This is a genomic window from Pseudomonas sp. S2_H01 (assembly GCF_054668305.1).
In genome coordinates this window covers 5,069,320-5,087,205 of sequence record NZ_CP162756.1, presented here as the reverse complement: position 1 = coordinate 5,087,205, position 17,886 = coordinate 5,069,320, and the positions used below count along the sequence as shown (strand labels likewise).

The following is a 17,886-nucleotide window of genomic DNA, read 5'->3' as shown; positions in this document are numbered from 1 at the left end:
TTTAATGAGGGCGATTGTACACGCACCCAAGGCCCTTCGGGAGTAGGCGCGACCGCTTACTCGCCGGTGTCCAGTTCAGGCCAGATGGGATTCCATCCGCGGCGCTGTGCGTCGATGATCGCCCGGCACAACGGGCACAGACGCTCATCCTGGTAAATGGCCTGCTCAACGCTGGACCAACGCGGCTGTGCAGGCAGCAGGCTTCCGCACAAAGTACGGTCGGCAGAACCGGCCAGTTCCAGTTGCCGGGCGGCCAGATGCACTCGAACTTCCTGGCACGCGAACAGGTCGAGCTGCTCATCGGGCTCGATCAGTTGATAGGCATAAAGGGACCAGGCGGGACGGCGCGGCATGAGGGGCTCCAGTTCGGGGGCGCCACATTAGCCGAAAGCCTTGTTTTGGAAAAGGGTCGGCTTGAGATTGTGACGCTCAAGGCTTTCAGCCCGGTTCGCCAGCAAGCCGGCGCCTACATGTTCTGCAACGTGCAGCAGCCTGAAAGATCGCCGTGCCCGCTCTGTGGTGCCCAAACCCATCTTAAGCGGACTCAAAGACCGAGAACTCGATCCATCAGGCCATGGCACGTTTAAGCAGATGTAGGAGCCGGCTTGCTGGCGACCAGGCCCGACAGGGCATCAAAGTAATCATCCCCAGCCAAACCCTTGAGCCAAACCCTCAAGCCACCCCCTAAAGCAACGGCTTCAACACCGGCCAGACATTCTCCAATAACCGACCTTGCGCATTCGCCGCCGGGTGCAGGCCGTCCGCCTGGGTGTACTCGGGAACGCCGCCAACGCCCTCCAGCATGAACGGCACCAGCGCGACCTTCTTCTCAGCGGCCAGGTTGCTGTAGACCTCCTTGAACGCCGTCGTGTAACGCGCCCCGTAGTTCGGTGGAATCTGCATGCCCAGCAGCAACACCTTGGCCCCGGCTGCGCGTGAGCTGTCGATCATCGACGCAAGATTTTGTTGCAATTGTGCAGGAGGCTGGCCGCGTAACCCATCGTTACCGCCCAGCTCCAGGATCACGAGATCCGGTTTGTGCGCTGCAAGCAGCGCCGGAAGCCGCGCCTGCCCGCCTGCGCTGGTGTCGCCGCTGATCGACGCGTTGACCACTTTGTCCTTGTACCCCTGCTCCGCCAGGCGCTGTTCCAGCAAAGAGACCCAGCCTAGACGGGTATCCAGGCCGAAAGCCGCGCTGATACTATCGCCAACGATCAGCACCGTGCCTGCCATCGCTCCTTGAGACAACAGCAGCAACCCCAGGCCAGCACTTAAAAACCACGCACGCATCGGATTCTCCATGAGCGAAAGTATTCTCAGTGCTCGGAACCTCAGCAAAGTGGTCCCAAGCACCGAAGGTGACTTGACCATCCTGCACGAACTCTCCCTGGAACTAAACAAGGGCGACACGCTGGCCATCGTCGGCGCTTCGGGTTCGGGCAAATCGACCCTGCTGGGCCTGCTGGCCGGCCTGGACTTGCCCAGCGCGGGCGCCGTGACGCTGTCGGGGCGCAATCTCAGTGAACTGGATGAAGATCAGCGGGCCAGAGTTCGCGCCGAACACGTGGGCTTCGTGTTTCAGTCATTCCAGCTGCTCGACAGCCTCAATGCGCTGGAAAACGTCATGTTGCCCATGGAGCTCGAGGGTCGCAAGGACGCCCGCGAACAGGCACGGCATCTGCTGGAACGGGTCGGCCTGGGCCAACGACTGACCCACACGCCTCGACAGTTGTCCGGCGGCGAGCAGCAACGGGTCGCCATCGCCCGCGCCTTTGCCGCTGACCCTGACGTGCTGTTCGCCGACGAGCCCACCGGCAACCTTGACAGCCACACCGGCGAGCGGATCAGCGACCTGCTGTTCGAACTGAACCAGGAGCGCAACACCACGCTGGTGCTCGTGACCCACGATGAACGTCTGGCCCATCGATGCCGGCGCCTGATCCGACTTGAAGGTGGCCGTCTCGTCACCCCTATGGAGCCTTGATGGCACGTCTGCCGTTTGCCCGTCTGCTCAGCCTCGCCGCCCGCCAGTTGCTGCGCGATGCCCGCGCGGGAGAGCTGCGGGTGCTGTTTTTTGCCCTCGTGGTCGCCGTGGCGGCCAGTACCGCCATCGGTTATTTTGGCTCGCGCCTGAACAGCGCGATGCTGCTGCGCGCCACTGAATTCCTCGGCGCCGACCTGATCCTCAGCGGCTCGACCCCGGCCAGCCCCGAGCAGATCGAAGCGGGAACTGCGCTTAAGCTCGACCATTCGCAGATCGTGATCTTTTCCAGCGTGGTGGCAACCGACAATGGTATTCAGCTGGCGAGCGTGAAGGCGGTGGATGCCGCTTATCCGTTGCGGGGCGAGCTGAAAAGCGCCGATGCGCCGTATCAGCCGGAGGTCACCGGTGGCGAGCCGAAGGCAGGCGAAGCCTGGGCGGAAGCGCGCGTGCTGGCGGCGCTCAATCTCAAGGTGGGTGACAGCATCGATGTCGGCTCCACCACACTCAAGCTGACGCGCGTCCTGACCTACGAGCCCGACCGAGCAGGCAATTTCTACAGCCTGACGCCACGCGTGATGATCAACATGGCTGACCTTGAAGCCACCAAGGTCGTACAGCCTGGAAGCCGCGTCAGTTTTCGCGACCTGTGGCGGGGCACGCCGGAAAACCTGGCGGCGTATCGCAAAGCTATCGAACCTGCCTTGGCCGCGAATCAGAAGATCGACGACGCCCGCGATGGCAACCAACAGATCGGCGGTGCACTGGGCAAAGCCGAGCGCTACCTGAACATGGCCAGCCTCGTGGCTGTGCTGTTGGCAGGTGTTGCGGTCGCGCTGTCTGCCGCCCGTTTTGCCGTGCGACGGTTCGATGCCAGCGCCTTGCTACGCTGTCTGGGCTTGTCACGCAACGAAGCTCTGGTGCTTTTCAGTCTGCAACTGGCGATGCTCGGCATCGTGGCCAGCGTTGCAGGCGCCCTGCTCGGCTGGTTCGCCCAGATGGGCCTGTTCTATCTGCTGGAAAATCTGCTGCCGGCCGCCGTGCCACCGGGAGGCTGGTTGCCTGCGCTCGCCGGCATCGGCACCGGTCTGGTCGCACTGGCCGGTTTTGCCCTGCCGCCGCTGGCGGCGCTGGGCCGCGTTCCACCGTTGCGCGTGCTGCGCCGCGACATGCTGCCGATTCCCGCCAGCACCTGGCTGGTGTATGGCGCGGCATTGCTGGCGCTGGGCCTGATCATGTGGCGTTTGAGCCTGGATCTGGTACTGACGTTCGCCCTGCTCGGCGGTGGCCTCATCGCCGCCGTGGTGCTGGGCGGCGTTCTGCTGATCGCCTTGCAAAGCCTGCGCCGTTTGCTGGCCGGGGCTTCGTTGCCTTGGCGCCTGGGCTTGGGGCAACTGCTTCGGCATCCGATGGCGGCAGCCGGGCAGTCCTTGGCGTTTGGGCTGATCCTGCTGTCGATGGGATTGATCGCCCTGCTTCGCGGCGAACTGCTGGACACCTGGCAGAACCAGTTACCCAAAGATGCCCCCAACTATTTCGCCCTGAACATCCTGCCCGCCGAGCGTGACCGCTTCGCCGAGCGCATGGGTCAACTGTCGACCCACAGCGCGCCGCTGTACCCCATGATTCCGGGGCGCCTGATGAGCATCAATGGCGAGCCGGTCAGCAAGTTCGTGACCAAGGACTCACGCGGCGAAAACGCCACCCAGCGTGATCTCAACCTGACCTGGTCGGCCCACCTGCCCGAAGGCAACAGCATCACGGAAGGCCAGTGGTGGACCAGCGACCAACCGCCCACCGCCGATGAGATCCCCGGTGTATCGGTTGAAACCAAGCTGGCCAAGAGCCTGAACATGAAACTGGGCGATACGTTGAGTTTCGTGATTGGCGGCGCGAATCATGAGGTCAAAGTCACCAGCCTGCGCGACATCAACTGGGACACCTTCCAACCCAACTTCTTCATGATCTTCCAGCCCGGCACGCTCAAGGACGTTCCGACCACCTACCTGACCAGCTTCTACCTCGCACCTGGCAACGACCAGCAGATCGTCGAGCTGTCGCGCGCCTTCCCCGCAGTGACCATCCTGCAAGTGGAAGCGTTGCTGGAACAACTGCGCAGCATCCTCGATCAGGTCACGCTGGCGGTTCAGTACGTGCTGTTGTTCGTCCTCGCCGCAGGCCTGGCGGTACTGTTCTCCGGCTTGCAGGCCACCCTTGACGAGCGCATTCGCCAAGGTGCGCTGCTCAGGGCACTGGGCGCTAACCGGGCGCTGCTGATCAAGGCACGGCGCATCGAGTTCGGCCTGCTGGGCGCGGTCAGTGGCGTGCTGGCAGCACTGGGCTGCGAACTGGTCAGCTTCGCGCTCTACCGCTACGCCTTCAATCTGGAATGGCACCCGCACGTCTGGCTGCTGGTCCTGCCATTGATCGGCGCGGCGCTGGTGGGCGGCGCAGGCGTGTTCGGCACACGCCGGGCGCTTAACGCCAGTCCGCTGACCGTCCTGCGCGAAGGCTGACCGCCAAGGGTTGACCGGGGCGATGCCGACAGCAAAGATGTCGGCATCGCCCCCGGCCGCTCATCCTTGAGGCCGACCCTCGAACAGCGACCATCGAGAAATGCTTTGAGCACCAATATCAGTACCCGCGAAGGCCACACCGCCCTCAAGCAAGAACTCGATCACCTGTGGCGCGTCTACCGCCCGGAAATCACCCAGAAAGTCGCCTGGGCGGCGTCCCTGGGTGACCGCAGCGAGAACGCCGACTATCAGTACAACAAGAAGCTGCTGCGTGAAATCGACCGCCGCGTGCGCTACCTGCGCAAGCGCCTGGAAGACATGCGCGTGGTGGATTATTCCCCAGAACAGGAAGGCCGGGTGTTCTTCGGTGCGTGGGTCGAAATCGAGAACGATGACGGCGACACCAAACGCTTTCGCATCGTTGGCTACGACGAAATCTATGGACGCATGGACTACATCTCCATCGATTCACCCATGGCCCGGGCGCTGCTCAAAAAAGAGCAAGGCGATGAGGTGATGGTGCAGACGCCCACCGGAGAAGCAATGTGGTACATCAACCGCATTTCCTACGAAAACCCGTCAGACGCTGCGCCAGTGCCCGAACAGAGCGAGTAGCGCAGATGCATTCGGCGAGCCAGCGCATCAGCGTAAGCCCCTTCGCAGAGGCTCACGCGATCTTGAAACGTATCAGTACTTCCAGGTCAGCGAAGCCGTGACGTTGCGAGGCGCGCCGTAGTTGCTGGCGGTGCCGCTGTACAACGACGTCAGGTACTTGCGGTCGGTGACGTTGTTGAAGTTCAGCGCCGTGCTCCAGTTGCTGTCAATGTCGTAGCTGGTCATCAGGTCGACCAGTGCGTAGGCGTTCTGGCGGATAACGCTGATGTTGTCGTTCTGAATGCCGCTCTGCCAGCTGACGCGGGTGCCGATGCGGGCCTGCGGCAAGCCCGGCAGACGATAGGTCGCCATGCCACGGAAGCTGTGCGTCGGAACGTACCGGCGCGACTTGTCACCGTCTTCATTTTCGATATGCACGTAGGTGTAGCCTGCCAGCAGGTCGAGGCCTGGCAGGGCTTCGCCCGACGCTTCGAGCTCGATACCGCGGCTCTTGTAGTCCCCGGTAGGGTAGCGGTACTGAGAGCCGACCTGCAGCGCTTGATCCAGCGCGACCACGTTGCTCTGCTCGGTCTTGAATACCGCCGCCGTCAGGTTCAGGCGCTCATCCAGCAGGCTGCCTTTGACACCCGCCTCCAGGCTCTTGCCTTCGAGCGGGTCCACCGGTTTTCCATCAATACCGGCGTAGCCGTATTGCGGGTTATAGATTTGCGTCCAGCTGGTGTAAAGGCTCCACTCCTTGTTCAGGTCATACACCAGCCCGGTGTACGGCGTGACCTTGCCGTGCTCGCGCTGCGCGTGATCGACGCCATAACTCTCGCCCGTACCGTCAGTGCTGAGCATGCGCGCGCCGGCAATCCAGTGCAGGTCATCCGCCAGACTGAAGCGGGCGCCGGCGAACAGGCTCTTCTGCCGGTCAATGATGTTCTGGGTGTTGATGTCGCTGGTGTAGAGGAATTGAGGTGGCGCCTCGGTGCCGGCCAGAATGCTGGCGAACGAGGTGTTGTAATACCCCGCTTGCGCCGCATCGTACTCGCGCGCCTTCTGGTGCGTGCGGCCATAGCTGGCGCCGAAGGTCAGCTCATGGTCCCGCCCGAACAGGCTGAAGGGGCCAGAGACTTTCGCTTCGCCGATCAACTGGTGCGATCTGCCGGAAGTTTGAGCGGCGAAAGCCAGTGCATCGTCGTCGGTGACGCTGGCGACATACAACATGCTGCTGTTCTGGTATTCGGTGATGGCGGTGCCGGTGAGCGTGGCGTTCCAGCCGTTGCCAAAATCATGCGTCAGTTCGGCAAAGACGCGCTGCGTATGGATGTCCCAGTAGGACCACGGCTGGCCGACGTTTGAGCTGCGACTTGAGTAATGAATAGGGTTGTTGCTGCTGTCGACCAACGGCAAGTTGCCCCAGGTGCTGCCGTTCGAGTCGCTGTTGTGCTGAGAGAATCCGACCGTCAGGGTGTCGGCGTCGGACAGGTCGAATGCCAGCAAGCCCGCCGCGACGTTCTTCTCGTGGCTGTAGCGGTCCATCCACGAATTTCCTTTTTCATGGGCGTAGATGAAGCGGCCGCGCACGTTTCCGGTGTCCGTCAGCGGGCCCGAAACATCCACGTCAACACGACGGGTGTCCCAGGAACCCACGCTGGTGTCGATCTGTGCCTGGAATTCCTTCGTCGGTCGCTTGCGCACAAAGTTGACGGTGGCCGACGGGTTCCCCGCCCCGCTCATCAACCCGTTGGCACCGTGCAACACGTCGATCTGCTCGTATTCGGCCATGTCCAGATCACCGTTCAGGATGGTCTGGGTGAACGGCATGTTCATACCGTCGAATTCGAAGCTGTTGATTTCAAACCCGCGGGAGGTGAATTCCGTACGGTCGGTTTCACTCTGCTCCACGGTCACCGACGGTGCGGAACGGAGGGCGTCCTTGACGCTGTTCATCTTGTAATCGTTGATCTGGTCACGGGTGATCGTGGTGATCGCCTGTGGCGTTTCCTTGTTGGTCAGCCCCAGCTTCGTGGTGCTGGAAGACGGCCTCCCGACGTACCCTACGCTTTGCGCGTCATCCTGAGCGGCAACGTCCTGAATTTGCGTGGCAGGCAGGGTCATTTCATCGGCGGCCTGCGCGAGGGAAACACTGCTGACGGCACTGGCAAGAAGCAAAGTGGCGGAAACACAACGATTCAAGGTCTCGGTTCCTGATAGCGTAAAAAAAGAAACCGGATTCTGAATCAGAGTGATAATGATTACTATATGTGTCACCAACATTTATTCACATGTTTTTCACAATTCACCTCGAACCCATTGCGCGGTGTCTGCCACGTAATGCTTATGAAGGGTTCGTGGCCGTCTGGGCGGAGAAGCCCGACGTAAAGCGGTCACGCAATCATCCCGCCAGCGCGGCCTTCCTTGAATGGACTATCCGGTCTTCACGATTGGCGTGAAGCGCAGGCCTGGTGGATGGACAGTCTACGGCGCCGAGACGGACCCAGGCGCACAGTAAGCCCGCCCATCCACGGCGATGATTGGTCAGTGACGGATCTGGCGCAGGGATCATGGTCATCGACAGGCTCGTAGGCGAAAAAACGCGAATGAAGAATTCTGCTGTCGAAGGTGGCTCACAACGGTTTTTTCGCCTGTTTCATGCGCGCCATCGCGACAAGCTGCTAACGTGTGGCGCCACTACGAACGCATTGATAACCGACGACACCAAGGACAGACATGTTCGAATTTATCTTCCTCGCCGTTCTCATCGGCAGTGGCGGTACCGCCTTGCTGGACCTCTGGGCACAACTGCTCAAAAGAACCCTCGGTATGCCCACCCCGCCATGGCATCTGGTGGGACGCTGGTTTGCCGGGATGCGCCATGGCCAGTTCGTGCACCGCAACGGCATCGGCAACTCGCCGCCAGTCCCGAATGAGCTGAAGATTGGCTGGGCCATGCATTACGCCGTCGGGATCATTTTCGCGGCCGCGTTGCTGATGATCTGGGGCGTGCAATGGGCGCACGCTCCGACATTTTTCCCAGCGCTGATCGTGGGGCTGGTCACGATCGGCGCCGGCTGGTTCATCCTGCAACCCGGCATGGGCGTTGGCGTTGCGTGCAACAAGGCTCCCAACCCAACCGTGGCACGCTTGCAGAATGTCATCGGCCATGTGGTATTCGCGACAGGCATGTATGGGGCGGCGTTGTTGGTGGGCTGAATGACGGGTGGCCCTAACGGCGTCTTATCGAGATGAACCTCTGCCCTGCCTGCGGGCTCTGAGTCTTCAGGGCCGACAAGGCTGATTCTCTTCATCTTCAAGGAGCACCCCATGACTCAGACCGCATTGGTCGTCGGCGCCAGCGGCATTGTCGGCAGCGCAACCACCCAACTGTTGCTTGCGGACGGCTGGCAGGTCGCCGCCCTCTCCCGCCATCCTTCGCAAGCTGCGGGGGTGATTCCCGTCGCCGCCGACCTGCAGGACCCGGCGTCGGTAAAGCAAGCGCTCGAAGGCATCAAGCCGAACCACGTCTTCATCACCACTTGGTCGCGTCAGGCCACCGAGGCGGAGAACATCAAGGTCAACGCGGGCATGGTGCGCAACGTGCTGGATGCGTTGAGCCCGGGCAAAAGCGTCAAGCACGTCGCCCTGGTGACCGGTTTGAAGCATTACCTCGGCCCGTTCGAGGCGTACGGCAAAGGCTCGCTGCCGCAAACGCCGTTTCGTGAAGAACAAGGGCGTCTGGACATCGAGAACTTCTACTACGCCCAGGAAGACGAAGTGTTTGCCGCCGCCAAGCGCGACGGTTTTACCTGGAGCGTGCACCGTCCGCACACCGTGACCGGCGTTGCCGTGGGCAATGCCATGAACATGGCGACCACACTGGCCGTGTATGCCTCGATTTGCAAAGCCACAGGCAGGCCCTTCGTGTTCCCGGGCTCACGCGTGCAGTGGGACAGCCTCACCGATATGACCGACGCACGCCAATTGGCCAAGCAGCAGTTGTGGGCAGCCACGACGCCTGCGGCAGCGAACCAGGCGTTCAACGTCACCAACGGCGACGTGTTTCGCTGGAAATGGATGTGGACCCGGATCGCCGACTATTTCGGCCTGCACCCTGCGACCTACCCGCCTAGTGTCTCGCCACTGGAGACTCAAATGGCCGAGGATCAAGCGGCCTGGACCGAGATCGTGCGTGAGCACGGCCTGAAAGAAGCGGACATCAACCGTCTGATCTCGCCTTGGCACACCGACGCGGACCTGGGGCGCCCCATTGAAGTGATCACCGACATGTCGAAAAGCCGCGCATTGGGCTTCAAGGAGTTTCAAGCGAGTGATCAGGCGTTTTTCGACGTGTTCGACGAGCTGCGCAAGCAGCGGTTGATTCCGTAACGTCGCCTGCCCCCGCGTGAGTCAGCTCGTTCCCACAGGTTAATGATCGTTCCCGCGCTCTGCGTGGGAATGCCGGACAGGACGGTCTGCGTCCAGGCTGACGCGGAGCGTCAATGACTGCGTTACCACGCGGAGCGTGGGGACGATCATCAAAACCTACACCTGCGAAACCAGGCATCCGACGTCAGCAATCAGCGCATTGACCTGATCGCCACTTGCCTTGGCGTCGGTGTAATACACCGTCACGATCAACGGCGGACGATTCGGCGGCCAGATCACGGCAATGTCATTGCTCGCGTTGTTCGACCCCGAACCGGTCTTGTCCCCCACCCTCCAGCCCTTGGGCAACCCGGCACGCAGTTTCTTGTCGCCTGTTGTGTTGCTCACCAGCCAGGCGATCAGTTGGTCCCGCGAAGCACCGGACAGTACATCCCCCAGGATCAGCGTACGCAGGCTCTGCAACATCGCAATCGGCGTGGTCGTGTCCTGGGGATCACCCGCCCGGTTTTCGTTCAGATCCGGTTCGCGCCGATCAAGCCGGGTGACCTGATCGCCCGTCGAACGCAACCACGCGGTCAACGCAGGCGGGCCGCCGAAACTGTCCAGCAGCAGGTTGGCCGCCGTGTTGTCGCTCAACGTCACGGCTGCCTCGCAGATCGAACCCACGCTCAACCCACCCTCGCCTGTGTGTTTTTCCGTGGTCGGTGAGTACGGCACCAACTGATCCTTGCCGTACACGATCACACGTGAAAGGTCTTCTTCCTTGCGGTCGACCCGCGCCAGCACATACGCAGCGGCGAGCGCCTTGAACGTGCTGCACATCGCGAAACGCTCATCGCCGCGATGGGCGATCAGGCGTTGGCTGCCCGTGTCGAGGATGGCCACACCCAGGCGACCGCCGTGGCGACGCTCCAGCTCAGCCAGTCCCTGTTCAATTGAAGAGGATGATGCAGTGCCGAGATCGGCAGCCAGTAAGTTGAAACAATAAAGCGAAGGGATGGCCACCAAAGAGGCGCCAATCAGTTTTCTGCGGGTAATCGACATACACTTCCTTGTCTTGATGGATGGACAACCTGATAACCGTGCGGGCCAGCCCTGTACCTTGGGCGCCGTCAGGTCACGGTGATCAACGCATTCAGGCAGGTACGCCCAGCATGATGTGCGACGCCCGGTAACGGCGTACGTATCGCGACCGACGCACATCATCCGGTCAGACAGCGAATCATTTCAACCCTCAATTTGTGCCCGAACGAGCATCCTGGTGGGAGGGTGAACCTCGACCGAGCATCAGCCACCCGGGGTGTCGAGGGCCGGCCCGGCCATCACCGGTGGCGACTGAACGTTGACACCGAACGCACCCAGGAAATCAGCCGCAAGGTCGTCGGAGACTCATGCTCCTCGTGGCTTGCAGCCAGTTCGCCAGCCAGCGAGGCCAGTGACTGTGGCAGCAGCCACGACACCTCCTGCTCGGTGGCGTGCATCAGGTTGGGATCGTCTTCTTTTTCGAACGCTGGCCATTCACTCATCGCAGTGACTCCCGTCAAACATGTTCTGCACTCGCATGGATGTTTACAGATCGAGCACCAGCGGCCCTGAGGCCGGGACTGCGCAGCAGATCAGCACGTGGTCGGCCGCCGGCATTTCGGGGGGCGGGACCGGGTAATGCACCTGGCCACTGACGAGCCGGGTCTTGCAGGTGCCGCAGGAACCACCGCGGCAGCTGTATTCGGGTTCAAGGCCCCGGCTCTCAGCCAGTTCCAGCAACGTCCCGCCATCGGGTTGCCAACGCGCTTCCTTGGCAGATCGCTCAAACAGCACGGGCACTGAAACCGTGGCAGCAGGCGGCTGCTGGATCCCGGCCGTCTGTTGGTCGCGGGTGCGCTGCAGGGTCGACGGGCCGAAGGTTTCGGCATGGATTCGCTCATCGCGTACATGCATCGCCCTTAATTCGTCATACAGCCCCTGTGTGAAGCTTGCAGGTCCGCAGACATAAAAATCGAAGTCATCGAACGGCAACAGCGCCTTGAGCAGGTCCAGGTCAATACGACCCGCAAGGTGATAATCCTTGCTTAGACGCGCGTCGCGCTCGGGCTGGCTCAGCAGACGGACAGCCGTCAGTTGATCTCCGGCGTTGGCAACCAGTGTGTCCAATTCTTCGCGAAATGCCAGATCCGCCAGACGACGTGCACTCTGAATGAACCAGGTCGGCCGCATGCGTCGCACGCGTTTGCCTTCATAAATCACCTCGCGCAGCATCGACAGCATCGGTGTCACGCCAATGCCGGCGCCCAACAACACCAGTGGCCGGCGTTCCCGCGGGTCTACTACAAAGCTGCCTTGCGGCGCCCGCGCCTCGATCAGGTCGCCGACCTTGTACGCGTCGTGCAAGTGCGCCGACACCAGGCCATCACGCTTGACGCTGATGCGAAAGAAATCATCGGACGGCGCGCTCGACAGGCTGTAGGTGCGGATCACCGGTTTGGCGTGCCCCTCCAGGGTCAGTCGCAACGGCAGGTGCTGGCCGGCCTTGAAGGCGGACAAACCGGCGCCATCGACGGGCTCGAAATAAAACGAGCGGATGCCTGCGCTTTCGTCGGCGATTCGCGTCACCCGCAGCGGACGCCATTGGTCGCGCAATGCATCGGCCTGAAGACGCGCAGCGGTCTGCTCCCAATCGCCGGTCATCAGGCTATTGGGCGAGAAGCCCTGGAACTGCCAGCGCGAACGCAACGCCTGAGGGCGTCTAACCACGGCCTCGACCTTGACCTGCCAGAGTCGCTCGGCGCCCTGAAAGGCAGCGATTTCCGGCCCGTCGAGGATCACTGTGGTACGGCCCACCAGTTGCAGCAGATCACCGGTGGTGAAATCGATGAACACCAACCCGGCTTTCGGGTTAACGAGGAAGTTGCCCAGCGTATTGAAATGCAGGTTCCCGGCGAAGTCGGGAATGGTCAGCACGTCGCCCTCGACCCTGACGAAGCCCGCCTGCCCGCCGCGATGGGAAACGTCCACCGAGCGGTGTGGCTGATCGCCTTCAAGGTCCACGTAGCTGGCGACGAAAAAAGTATCGGCAGCACGAATCGTTGCCACAGCCGCATCGTCCAGCGTGCTCATGCGTTCAATCGGCGCACGCGCCTTCAGGTCAGGCAGCGCGGTCTGTTTGAGTTCACGCAGCTGAATGTATTGCGGGCAATTGCCGAACGAGTGCTCCACCTGCACCGAGAACCCCTGATCGCTCACGGACTGGATATGCCCGTTGATGCGGTTGCGCCGACGGGTGCGCAGGTCAATGCCCAGCATGCCCACCGCCGCCCCCGGTACGAAGTGCGCGCCCATGGGGTCGTCGCTGTCAGGCAGGCGGGAAAATTGCAAATGCCGTGGATCGGGTGACGCAATGAAGCCTGCGTGGGCGTCCATCAGGCTTGCCCAAGGCCAGCCCTCATCGTCCACCGCACCGATGAAAATGTAGGGCAGATGCGCATAAAACTCACGGTGCTGATCGGGCATGTAATCACGAATGACTTTCTTGCCCATCACGCCCATGCGCTCGGCGACGCCGACGTGAACTTGCATTTCCAGCTCACCGGAATGCCAAGGTGAGGGTCTTTCAGAAGGGACATCGTTCATGACACAGACTCCCACTATCAGAGGGCCTCGCTCTGCCCGACGGGCGCAGAGGCCTGATTTGTCAGCGAACAGACCGCCAGCAAACAAACCCCTACGGCCTTCGGCCAGAATCAAAAACAGCATCGAACTCCGTCAGCCGTTTCCCGGCACCCCGGAGGTTCCCGTCGAATCAGACCACCAGGCCTGCTTTAGTCCGGGGCATCGGGACAAAGCCGTTGAGGCCTTCGATGCGCGCCAGCCAGGCACGGACGTTCGGGTATTCCTGCAGCGAAACGTTGCCTTCCGGCGCATGGGCGATGTAACTGTAGCCCGCAACATCCGCGATGGTGGGGTGATCAGCCGCCAGGAATTCGCGACCGTCCAGGTGCGTCTCGATCACTTTCAGCACAGCGTGAGCGCGGTCGATAGTGTCCTTAGGGTCGAAACCTGCACCGAATACGGTGATCAGACGTGCGCGGGCCGGACCGTTGTTGATCTGTCCAGCGGCAACCGCCAGCCAGCGTTGCACTTCTGCGGCACCGGCCGCATCGGCGGGGAGCCATTTGCCCGAGGTGTCGTACTTTTTCGCCAGATACACCAGGATCGCGGTGGAATCGGCGATGATCGTGCCGTTGTCGTCAATGACCGGTACTTGGCCGAAGGCATTGATCGCCAGGTATTCAGGGGTCTTGTGCGCGCCCTTGGCCAGATCGACGAATTCAATCTGAGGGTCGAGCCCCAGCAGCGACAGCATCAACTGGGCACGATGAGAGTGGCCGGACAACGGGAAATGATAGAGCTTGATGGCATTCATGGGTTTGGCTCCTGAGGCTGTCGTGAAGTAAGGGTCAGCGCGGAAGCGGTGTTGCCGCCTGAGGGTTCACCGCGCCGATGGGTGAATAGTGAGCCACGACGCCAAAGAGCAGAATCACCACAAAAGGCAATCCAGCATTTCACCCCATGAAATGATCCGTCAGCAACAGCGCACTGGTCAGTGCTGCAGTACCGGGTGCTGACGCATGCGTTCGACGGCGAAGTCGACAAAGCTGCGCACGCGGGCCGACGCACGCCGTCCCTCCCGATACACGAGGTGTACCGGTAACGGAGCGGGCTCGAACCCTTCCAGCACACTTGTTAGCCGGTCCGCCTGGAGATGCCCGTGAACTTCATAGCCCAGGCAAGACGCGAGTCCCGCGCCGTTGATGGCAGCGCCGATAACGCCGACTTGGGTGGTGCAGCGCAGGTTCGGCTTCAAGGCCACGCTGCGCAGTGAGCCGTCGCGCTGAAATCGCCACTCGAGCATGCGGTGGCTGGCGCTGCAAAACACCAGGGAGTGCGCCGCGAGGTCGGTCGGCGTCAATGGCGCGCCGTGCCGCTCCAGATAAGCAGGGCTGGCACAGATCATTTGGCGTACCGTTCCGACCTTTCGCGCCACCATGTAGGCATCGGGTAAGGCGCCGATGAGCACGGCGACATCGACACCCTCCTCGTGCATGTGGGGAAAGCGATCCTGATAGACCACCGACAGTTCGATACCGGGCCAGGCGTCCAGATAATCAAGAATCACCGGCATCAACAGCTGGTCCCCGAACAACAGTGGCGTGACCAGTGTCAGCAAACCACGGGGCTCGACGTGCAGTCCGTTGGCCGAGGCATCGGCTTCGTCGGCCGCGCGCAGCAACCGCGCGCATTCGCTGGCGAACAGGCGCCCCGATTCGGTCAAGGTCACGCCCCGCGTACTGCGCGCCAAAAGCCGTGTGCCCAGACGCGCTTCCAGCGCGGCCAGCGAGCGACTGACCGTCGCTTCGGAAACGCCCAGTCTGCGCGACGCCGCCGCCAGCCCCTGCTCGGCGACCACGACGTCGAAAATGGTCATCTGCTGGTGGCGATCCATCAGCGATGACTCCTGCCTGCCGCCTTGATTGCCGGGTCCTGCATCATGCGTTCGGCGCAATAATCGACGAACGTGCGCACCTTGGCCGACACCTTGCGCTCCGCCTGGTAGCACACGTGTATCGGCAAGGCAGGCTCTTCGAACGCTTCGAGCACCAGTTCCAGTGCCCCGCTGGCCACCTGACTGGCGACCTGATACGACAGAACGCGGGTAATGCCCCAACCCATGGTCACCGCGGTAATTGCCGCCTGATTTGCCGACACGGTCAGGCGCGACTGGAGATCGACGTGCACCGGTTTGCCTGCGTCCATGAACTCCCAGCGTCGCAGCAACACGCTGGCGTGAGAAACCACCAGCCGATGCTGTTTCAAGTCTTCGGGATGCTGCGGACGCCCGTGGGCGTCGAGGTAGGCAGGCGATGCGCACAGCACGCGACGCACTTCCCCGACTTTGACGCCATGCTGGGTACTGTCCATGAGATGGCCGATGCGCACCGCGACGTCGATCCCCTCCTCGACCATTTGCGTCACCCGGTCCAGCAACAGCGCGTTGATGCTCACCCCGGGGTATTGCTGCAGATACCCCACCACCAACGGCATGACGAACAGTTCGCCGAAGAGCATTGAGGCGGTGATCGTGAGTTGGCCGACCGGCGCGGCGATGCTGCCCCCGGCAGACTCTTCGGCCTCTTCAAGCTCGCTCAGAATGCGTCGGCAATCGGTGAGGTAACGCTGCCCCGCTTCGCTCAGGTGCACACTGCGTGTGGTCCGCGACAACAGCAAGGTGCCGATGCGTTTCTCCAACGCGGCGACAGCTCGGGTGACACTGGGCGCCGACATGTTCAGACGCCGGGCGGCCGTGGCAAAGCTGCGCTCTTCGCACACGGCAATGAAGACCTGCATTTCCTGAAATCTGTCCATGGATGGGCTCGGCTATACGCTGTTCTTGTAAGTAGTTGCGATAGTAGCGTTTTGAACCGAGAAACGGGCAACTCCTCCGGAGCCTGGCGAATTTCGACTGCGAATTTGACGCAGGCTCAACGACGAATGCGGAGTCCTGGACTGACCCGAAAAATGGACGTTGTGCCCTGCACTATTGAAACATTCAGAAATATCCTCTTGACGAGACCCATGCTTCTGAGCGTTCATATTGGCGCACGGTCATACTCTATTTTTTCGCTTTTTTGCTCCTCGGGGAACACTCATGGTTTCGTCGGTTCTTGCTGCGTCGCTCTCGCGTCGCCGCATTCATTACAGCTGGGTCATTCTGGCCGTCACCTTTCTGACCATGCTGGTGATGGCTGGAGCGGTCGGTGCTCCCGGTGTGTTCATCAAGCCGCTGGAAGCGGAGTTCGGCTGGGACACTGCCGAAATATCCTCGGCGCTGGCGGTGCGCTTTGCCCTGTTTGGTCTGGTTGGACCGTTCGCGGCCGCCTTCATGAATCACTTCGGCGTGCGCAAGGTGGTGCTGACTGCGCTGACCCTGGTCGCCAGCGGCATGGTCCTGTCGCTGTTCATGACGCAGTTCTGGCAGTTGGTGGTGCTGTGGGGATTGGTGGTGGGCTTCGGCACCGGTCTGACGGCCATGGTGCTGGGGGCAACGGTGGCCACACGCTGGTTCTCGCAACGCCGTGGCATGGCGATGGGCCTGTTATCGGCCAGCTCTGCCACCGGTCAACTGGTGTTCATGCCGATGCTCGCCAACCTGACTGAGCACTATGGCTGGCGGACCGCGCTGACCTGCATCTGTGTCGCCATCGTGATTGCCGGCGTTGCCGTGCTCGCACTGATGCGCAACCGTCCCGCCGACCTGCAACTGCCGTCCTATGGCGAAACCGACATACAGCCGCTGGTGGCGAGCACTCAGACGTTCGCCGAGTTGCTGACGACGCCGCTCAAGGTATTACGGGACGTCTCCGGGACCTGGACGTTCTGGGTGCTGTTCATGACGTTTTTCATCTGTGGGGCCAGCACCAACGGCCTGATTCAGACCCACTTCATCAGCATGTGCGGTGATTACGGCCTTATCGCTACCACTGCCGCAGGCATGCTTGCCGTGATGGGGATTTTCGATTTTGTCGGGACCATCGGTTCAGGCTGGTTGTCGGATCGCTTCGACAACCGCTGGCTGTTGTTCGCCTATTACGGGTTGCGTGGGGTGGCGCTGATCATCCTGCCGTTCTCGGACTTCACGGTCTACGGCCTGTCGTTCTTTGCCCTGATCTACGGCCTGGACTGGATCGCCACCGTACCGCCAACGGTGAAGCTGACGGTGCAGAAGTTCGGGCCTGAGCGTGCCAATATCGTCTTCGGCTGGATTTTCGCCGGCCACCAGCTAGGCGCCGCCTTTGCCGCCTTCGGTGCCGGATGGACACGCACGCACTTCGCCAGTTACCTGCCGGCCTTCTTTATATCCGGCCTGCTGTGCGTCATTGCCGCGCTGATCGCGCTGTCCATCCTGCCTGTCCTGAAGACGCCCAAGGCTCAGACTCACTGACGCGCGAGTATCCAGAGGCCGAACCCCAACGCCATAAAAGCCCATGCCAGCAGCGGGTGGAACACCACCCGCCAGGCCAGCGCACGAGGCTCGAAGCCGACCCCGTGCACGTAGCCTGCGGCCACACCCCACATGATCAGCATCAGCACGCTGTGGGAGTAATGGCCTTGGGCATTGAGCATCGATGCCGGGTGGATCAGCAGCACCAGACTCAAGGGCACCGCCATCAGCAGGGACAAGACCCGGCCGACGGCATGCCTGAAAGGAGCGGCCAATGCCTCAGCGGTCACGACCGTTCTCCCGAGAGCGGGCGTCCGCAGCCTCCAGCCACAACGCGTTGATGATGCCGAAGCTGCAGGCCAGCAAGACGCCAAGAATCCAGGCGAAATACCACATGACGATTCTCC

Annotated in this window: 17 protein-coding genes; 6 read left to right on the top strand and 11 right to left on the bottom strand. The window is 61.6% G+C overall.

Going from position 1 to position 17,886, the window contains the following annotated elements; genetic code table 11:
- Positions 1-56: 56 nt before the first annotated feature.
- A complete protein-coding gene (locus AB4N84_RS22620) occupies positions 57-353 on the bottom strand; it encodes a hypothetical protein (RefSeq protein ID WP_074749738.1) in 297 nt (98 codons plus the stop codon).
- A gap of 331 nt (positions 354-684) precedes the next feature.
- Entirely contained in the window at positions 685-1,290 is a 606-nt protein-coding gene (locus AB4N84_RS22615) for an arylesterase (RefSeq protein WP_074749737.1), read from the bottom strand.
- Positions 1,291-1,300: 10 nt separating this feature from the next.
- On the opposite strand from AB4N84_RS22615, the gene AB4N84_RS22610 reads away from it, so the two are divergent.
- The 3 genes from AB4N84_RS22610 to greB all read left to right on the top strand — a co-directional run bounded on the left by AB4N84_RS22610 (position 1,301) and on the right by greB (position 5,112).
- Positions 1,301-1,984, top strand: a complete 684-nt coding sequence (locus AB4N84_RS22610) for an ABC transporter ATP-binding protein (RefSeq protein ID WP_074749736.1) — start codon at positions 1,301-1,303, stop codon at positions 1,982-1,984.
- A complete protein-coding gene (locus AB4N84_RS22605) occupies positions 1,984-4,497 on the top strand; it encodes an ABC transporter permease (protein ID WP_074749735.1) in 2,514 nt (837 codons plus the stop codon). The genes AB4N84_RS22610 and AB4N84_RS22605 overlap by 1 nt, the downstream gene beginning before the upstream one ends.
- Positions 4,498-4,602: 105 nt before the next feature.
- Entirely contained in the window at positions 4,603-5,112 is a 510-nt protein-coding gene (gene greB / locus AB4N84_RS22600) for a transcription elongation factor GreB (protein WP_460043266.1), read from the top strand.
- Positions 5,113-5,184: 72 nt separating this feature from the next.
- Here greB and AB4N84_RS22595 read toward each other — a convergent pair whose 3' ends face one another.
- On the bottom strand, positions 5,185-7,293 hold the full coding sequence (locus tag AB4N84_RS22595; protein ID WP_460043265.1) for a TonB-dependent siderophore receptor: 2,109 nt from the start codon (positions 7,291-7,293) through the stop codon (positions 5,185-5,187).
- 534 nt (positions 7,294-7,827) lie between these two features.
- Here AB4N84_RS22595 and AB4N84_RS22590 point away from each other — a divergent pair.
- Together AB4N84_RS22590 and AB4N84_RS22585 are read left to right on the top strand one after the other, a co-directional pair.
- On the top strand, positions 7,828-8,310 hold the full coding sequence (locus AB4N84_RS22590; RefSeq protein WP_074749733.1) for a DUF2938 domain-containing protein: 483 nt from the start codon (positions 7,828-7,830) through the stop codon (positions 8,308-8,310).
- A 111-nt stretch (positions 8,311-8,421) separates the two neighbouring features.
- Entirely contained in the window at positions 8,422-9,483 is a 1,062-nt protein-coding gene (locus AB4N84_RS22585) for an SDR family oxidoreductase (RefSeq protein ID WP_460043264.1), read from the top strand.
- Between the two features lie 156 nt (positions 9,484-9,639).
- On the opposite strand, the gene bla is transcribed toward AB4N84_RS22585, so the two are convergent.
- The 6 genes from bla to AB4N84_RS22555 all read right to left on the bottom strand — a co-directional run bounded on the left by bla (position 9,640) and on the right by AB4N84_RS22555 (position 15,903).
- Positions 9,640-10,527 (bottom strand): class A beta-lactamase, encoded by an 888-nt coding sequence (gene bla, locus AB4N84_RS22580; RefSeq protein ID WP_460043263.1) that lies wholly within the window; start codon positions 10,525-10,527, stop codon positions 9,640-9,642.
- A gap of 278 nt (positions 10,528-10,805) precedes the next feature.
- Positions 10,806-11,009 (bottom strand): hypothetical protein, encoded by a 204-nt coding sequence (locus AB4N84_RS22575; RefSeq protein WP_074749730.1) that lies wholly within the window; start codon positions 11,007-11,009, stop codon positions 10,806-10,808.
- 43 nt (positions 11,010-11,052) lie between these two features.
- Positions 11,053-13,110, bottom strand: a complete 2,058-nt coding sequence (locus AB4N84_RS22570; RefSeq protein ID WP_460043261.1) for a 2Fe-2S iron-sulfur cluster-binding protein — start codon at positions 13,108-13,110, stop codon at positions 11,053-11,055.
- A gap of 169 nt (positions 13,111-13,279) precedes the next feature.
- The gene (locus tag AB4N84_RS22565; RefSeq protein WP_074749729.1) at positions 13,280-13,903 is read right to left on the bottom strand and encodes a glutathione S-transferase family protein; all 624 of its coding nucleotides are present in this window, start codon (positions 13,901-13,903) and stop codon (positions 13,280-13,282) included.
- 177 nt (positions 13,904-14,080) lie between these two features.
- On the bottom strand, positions 14,081-14,983 hold the full coding sequence (locus AB4N84_RS22560) for a LysR family transcriptional regulator (RefSeq protein ID WP_460043260.1): 903 nt from the start codon (positions 14,981-14,983) through the stop codon (positions 14,081-14,083).
- Positions 14,983-15,903 carry a LysR family transcriptional regulator gene (locus AB4N84_RS22555; protein WP_074749727.1) on the bottom strand — a complete coding sequence of 307 codons (921 nt, stop codon included), beginning with the start codon at positions 15,901-15,903 and terminating at the stop codon, positions 14,983-14,985. Before AB4N84_RS22555 ends, AB4N84_RS22560 begins: the two co-directional genes overlap by 1 nt.
- 283 nt (positions 15,904-16,186) lie before the next feature.
- Here AB4N84_RS22555 and AB4N84_RS22550 point away from each other — a divergent pair, with 283 nt between their 5' ends.
- Positions 16,187-17,479: an MFS transporter gene (locus AB4N84_RS22550; RefSeq protein WP_460043258.1), complete on the top strand. Its 1,293-nt coding sequence runs from the start codon at positions 16,187-16,189 to the stop codon at positions 17,477-17,479.
- Here the strand turns inward: AB4N84_RS22550 and AB4N84_RS22545 are convergent.
- Complete coding sequence (locus AB4N84_RS22545; protein WP_460043256.1) at positions 17,473-17,769, bottom strand: cyd operon YbgE family protein; 297 nt, start codon at positions 17,767-17,769, stop codon at positions 17,473-17,475. The genes AB4N84_RS22550 and AB4N84_RS22545 overlap by 7 nt on opposite strands.
- Positions 17,759-17,875 (bottom strand): cytochrome bd-I oxidase subunit CydX, encoded by a 117-nt coding sequence (gene cydX, locus AB4N84_RS22540; protein ID WP_074750231.1) that lies wholly within the window; start codon positions 17,873-17,875, stop codon positions 17,759-17,761. Before cydX ends, AB4N84_RS22545 begins: the two co-directional genes overlap by 11 nt.
- Between the last annotated feature and the right edge of the window lie 11 nt (positions 17,876-17,886).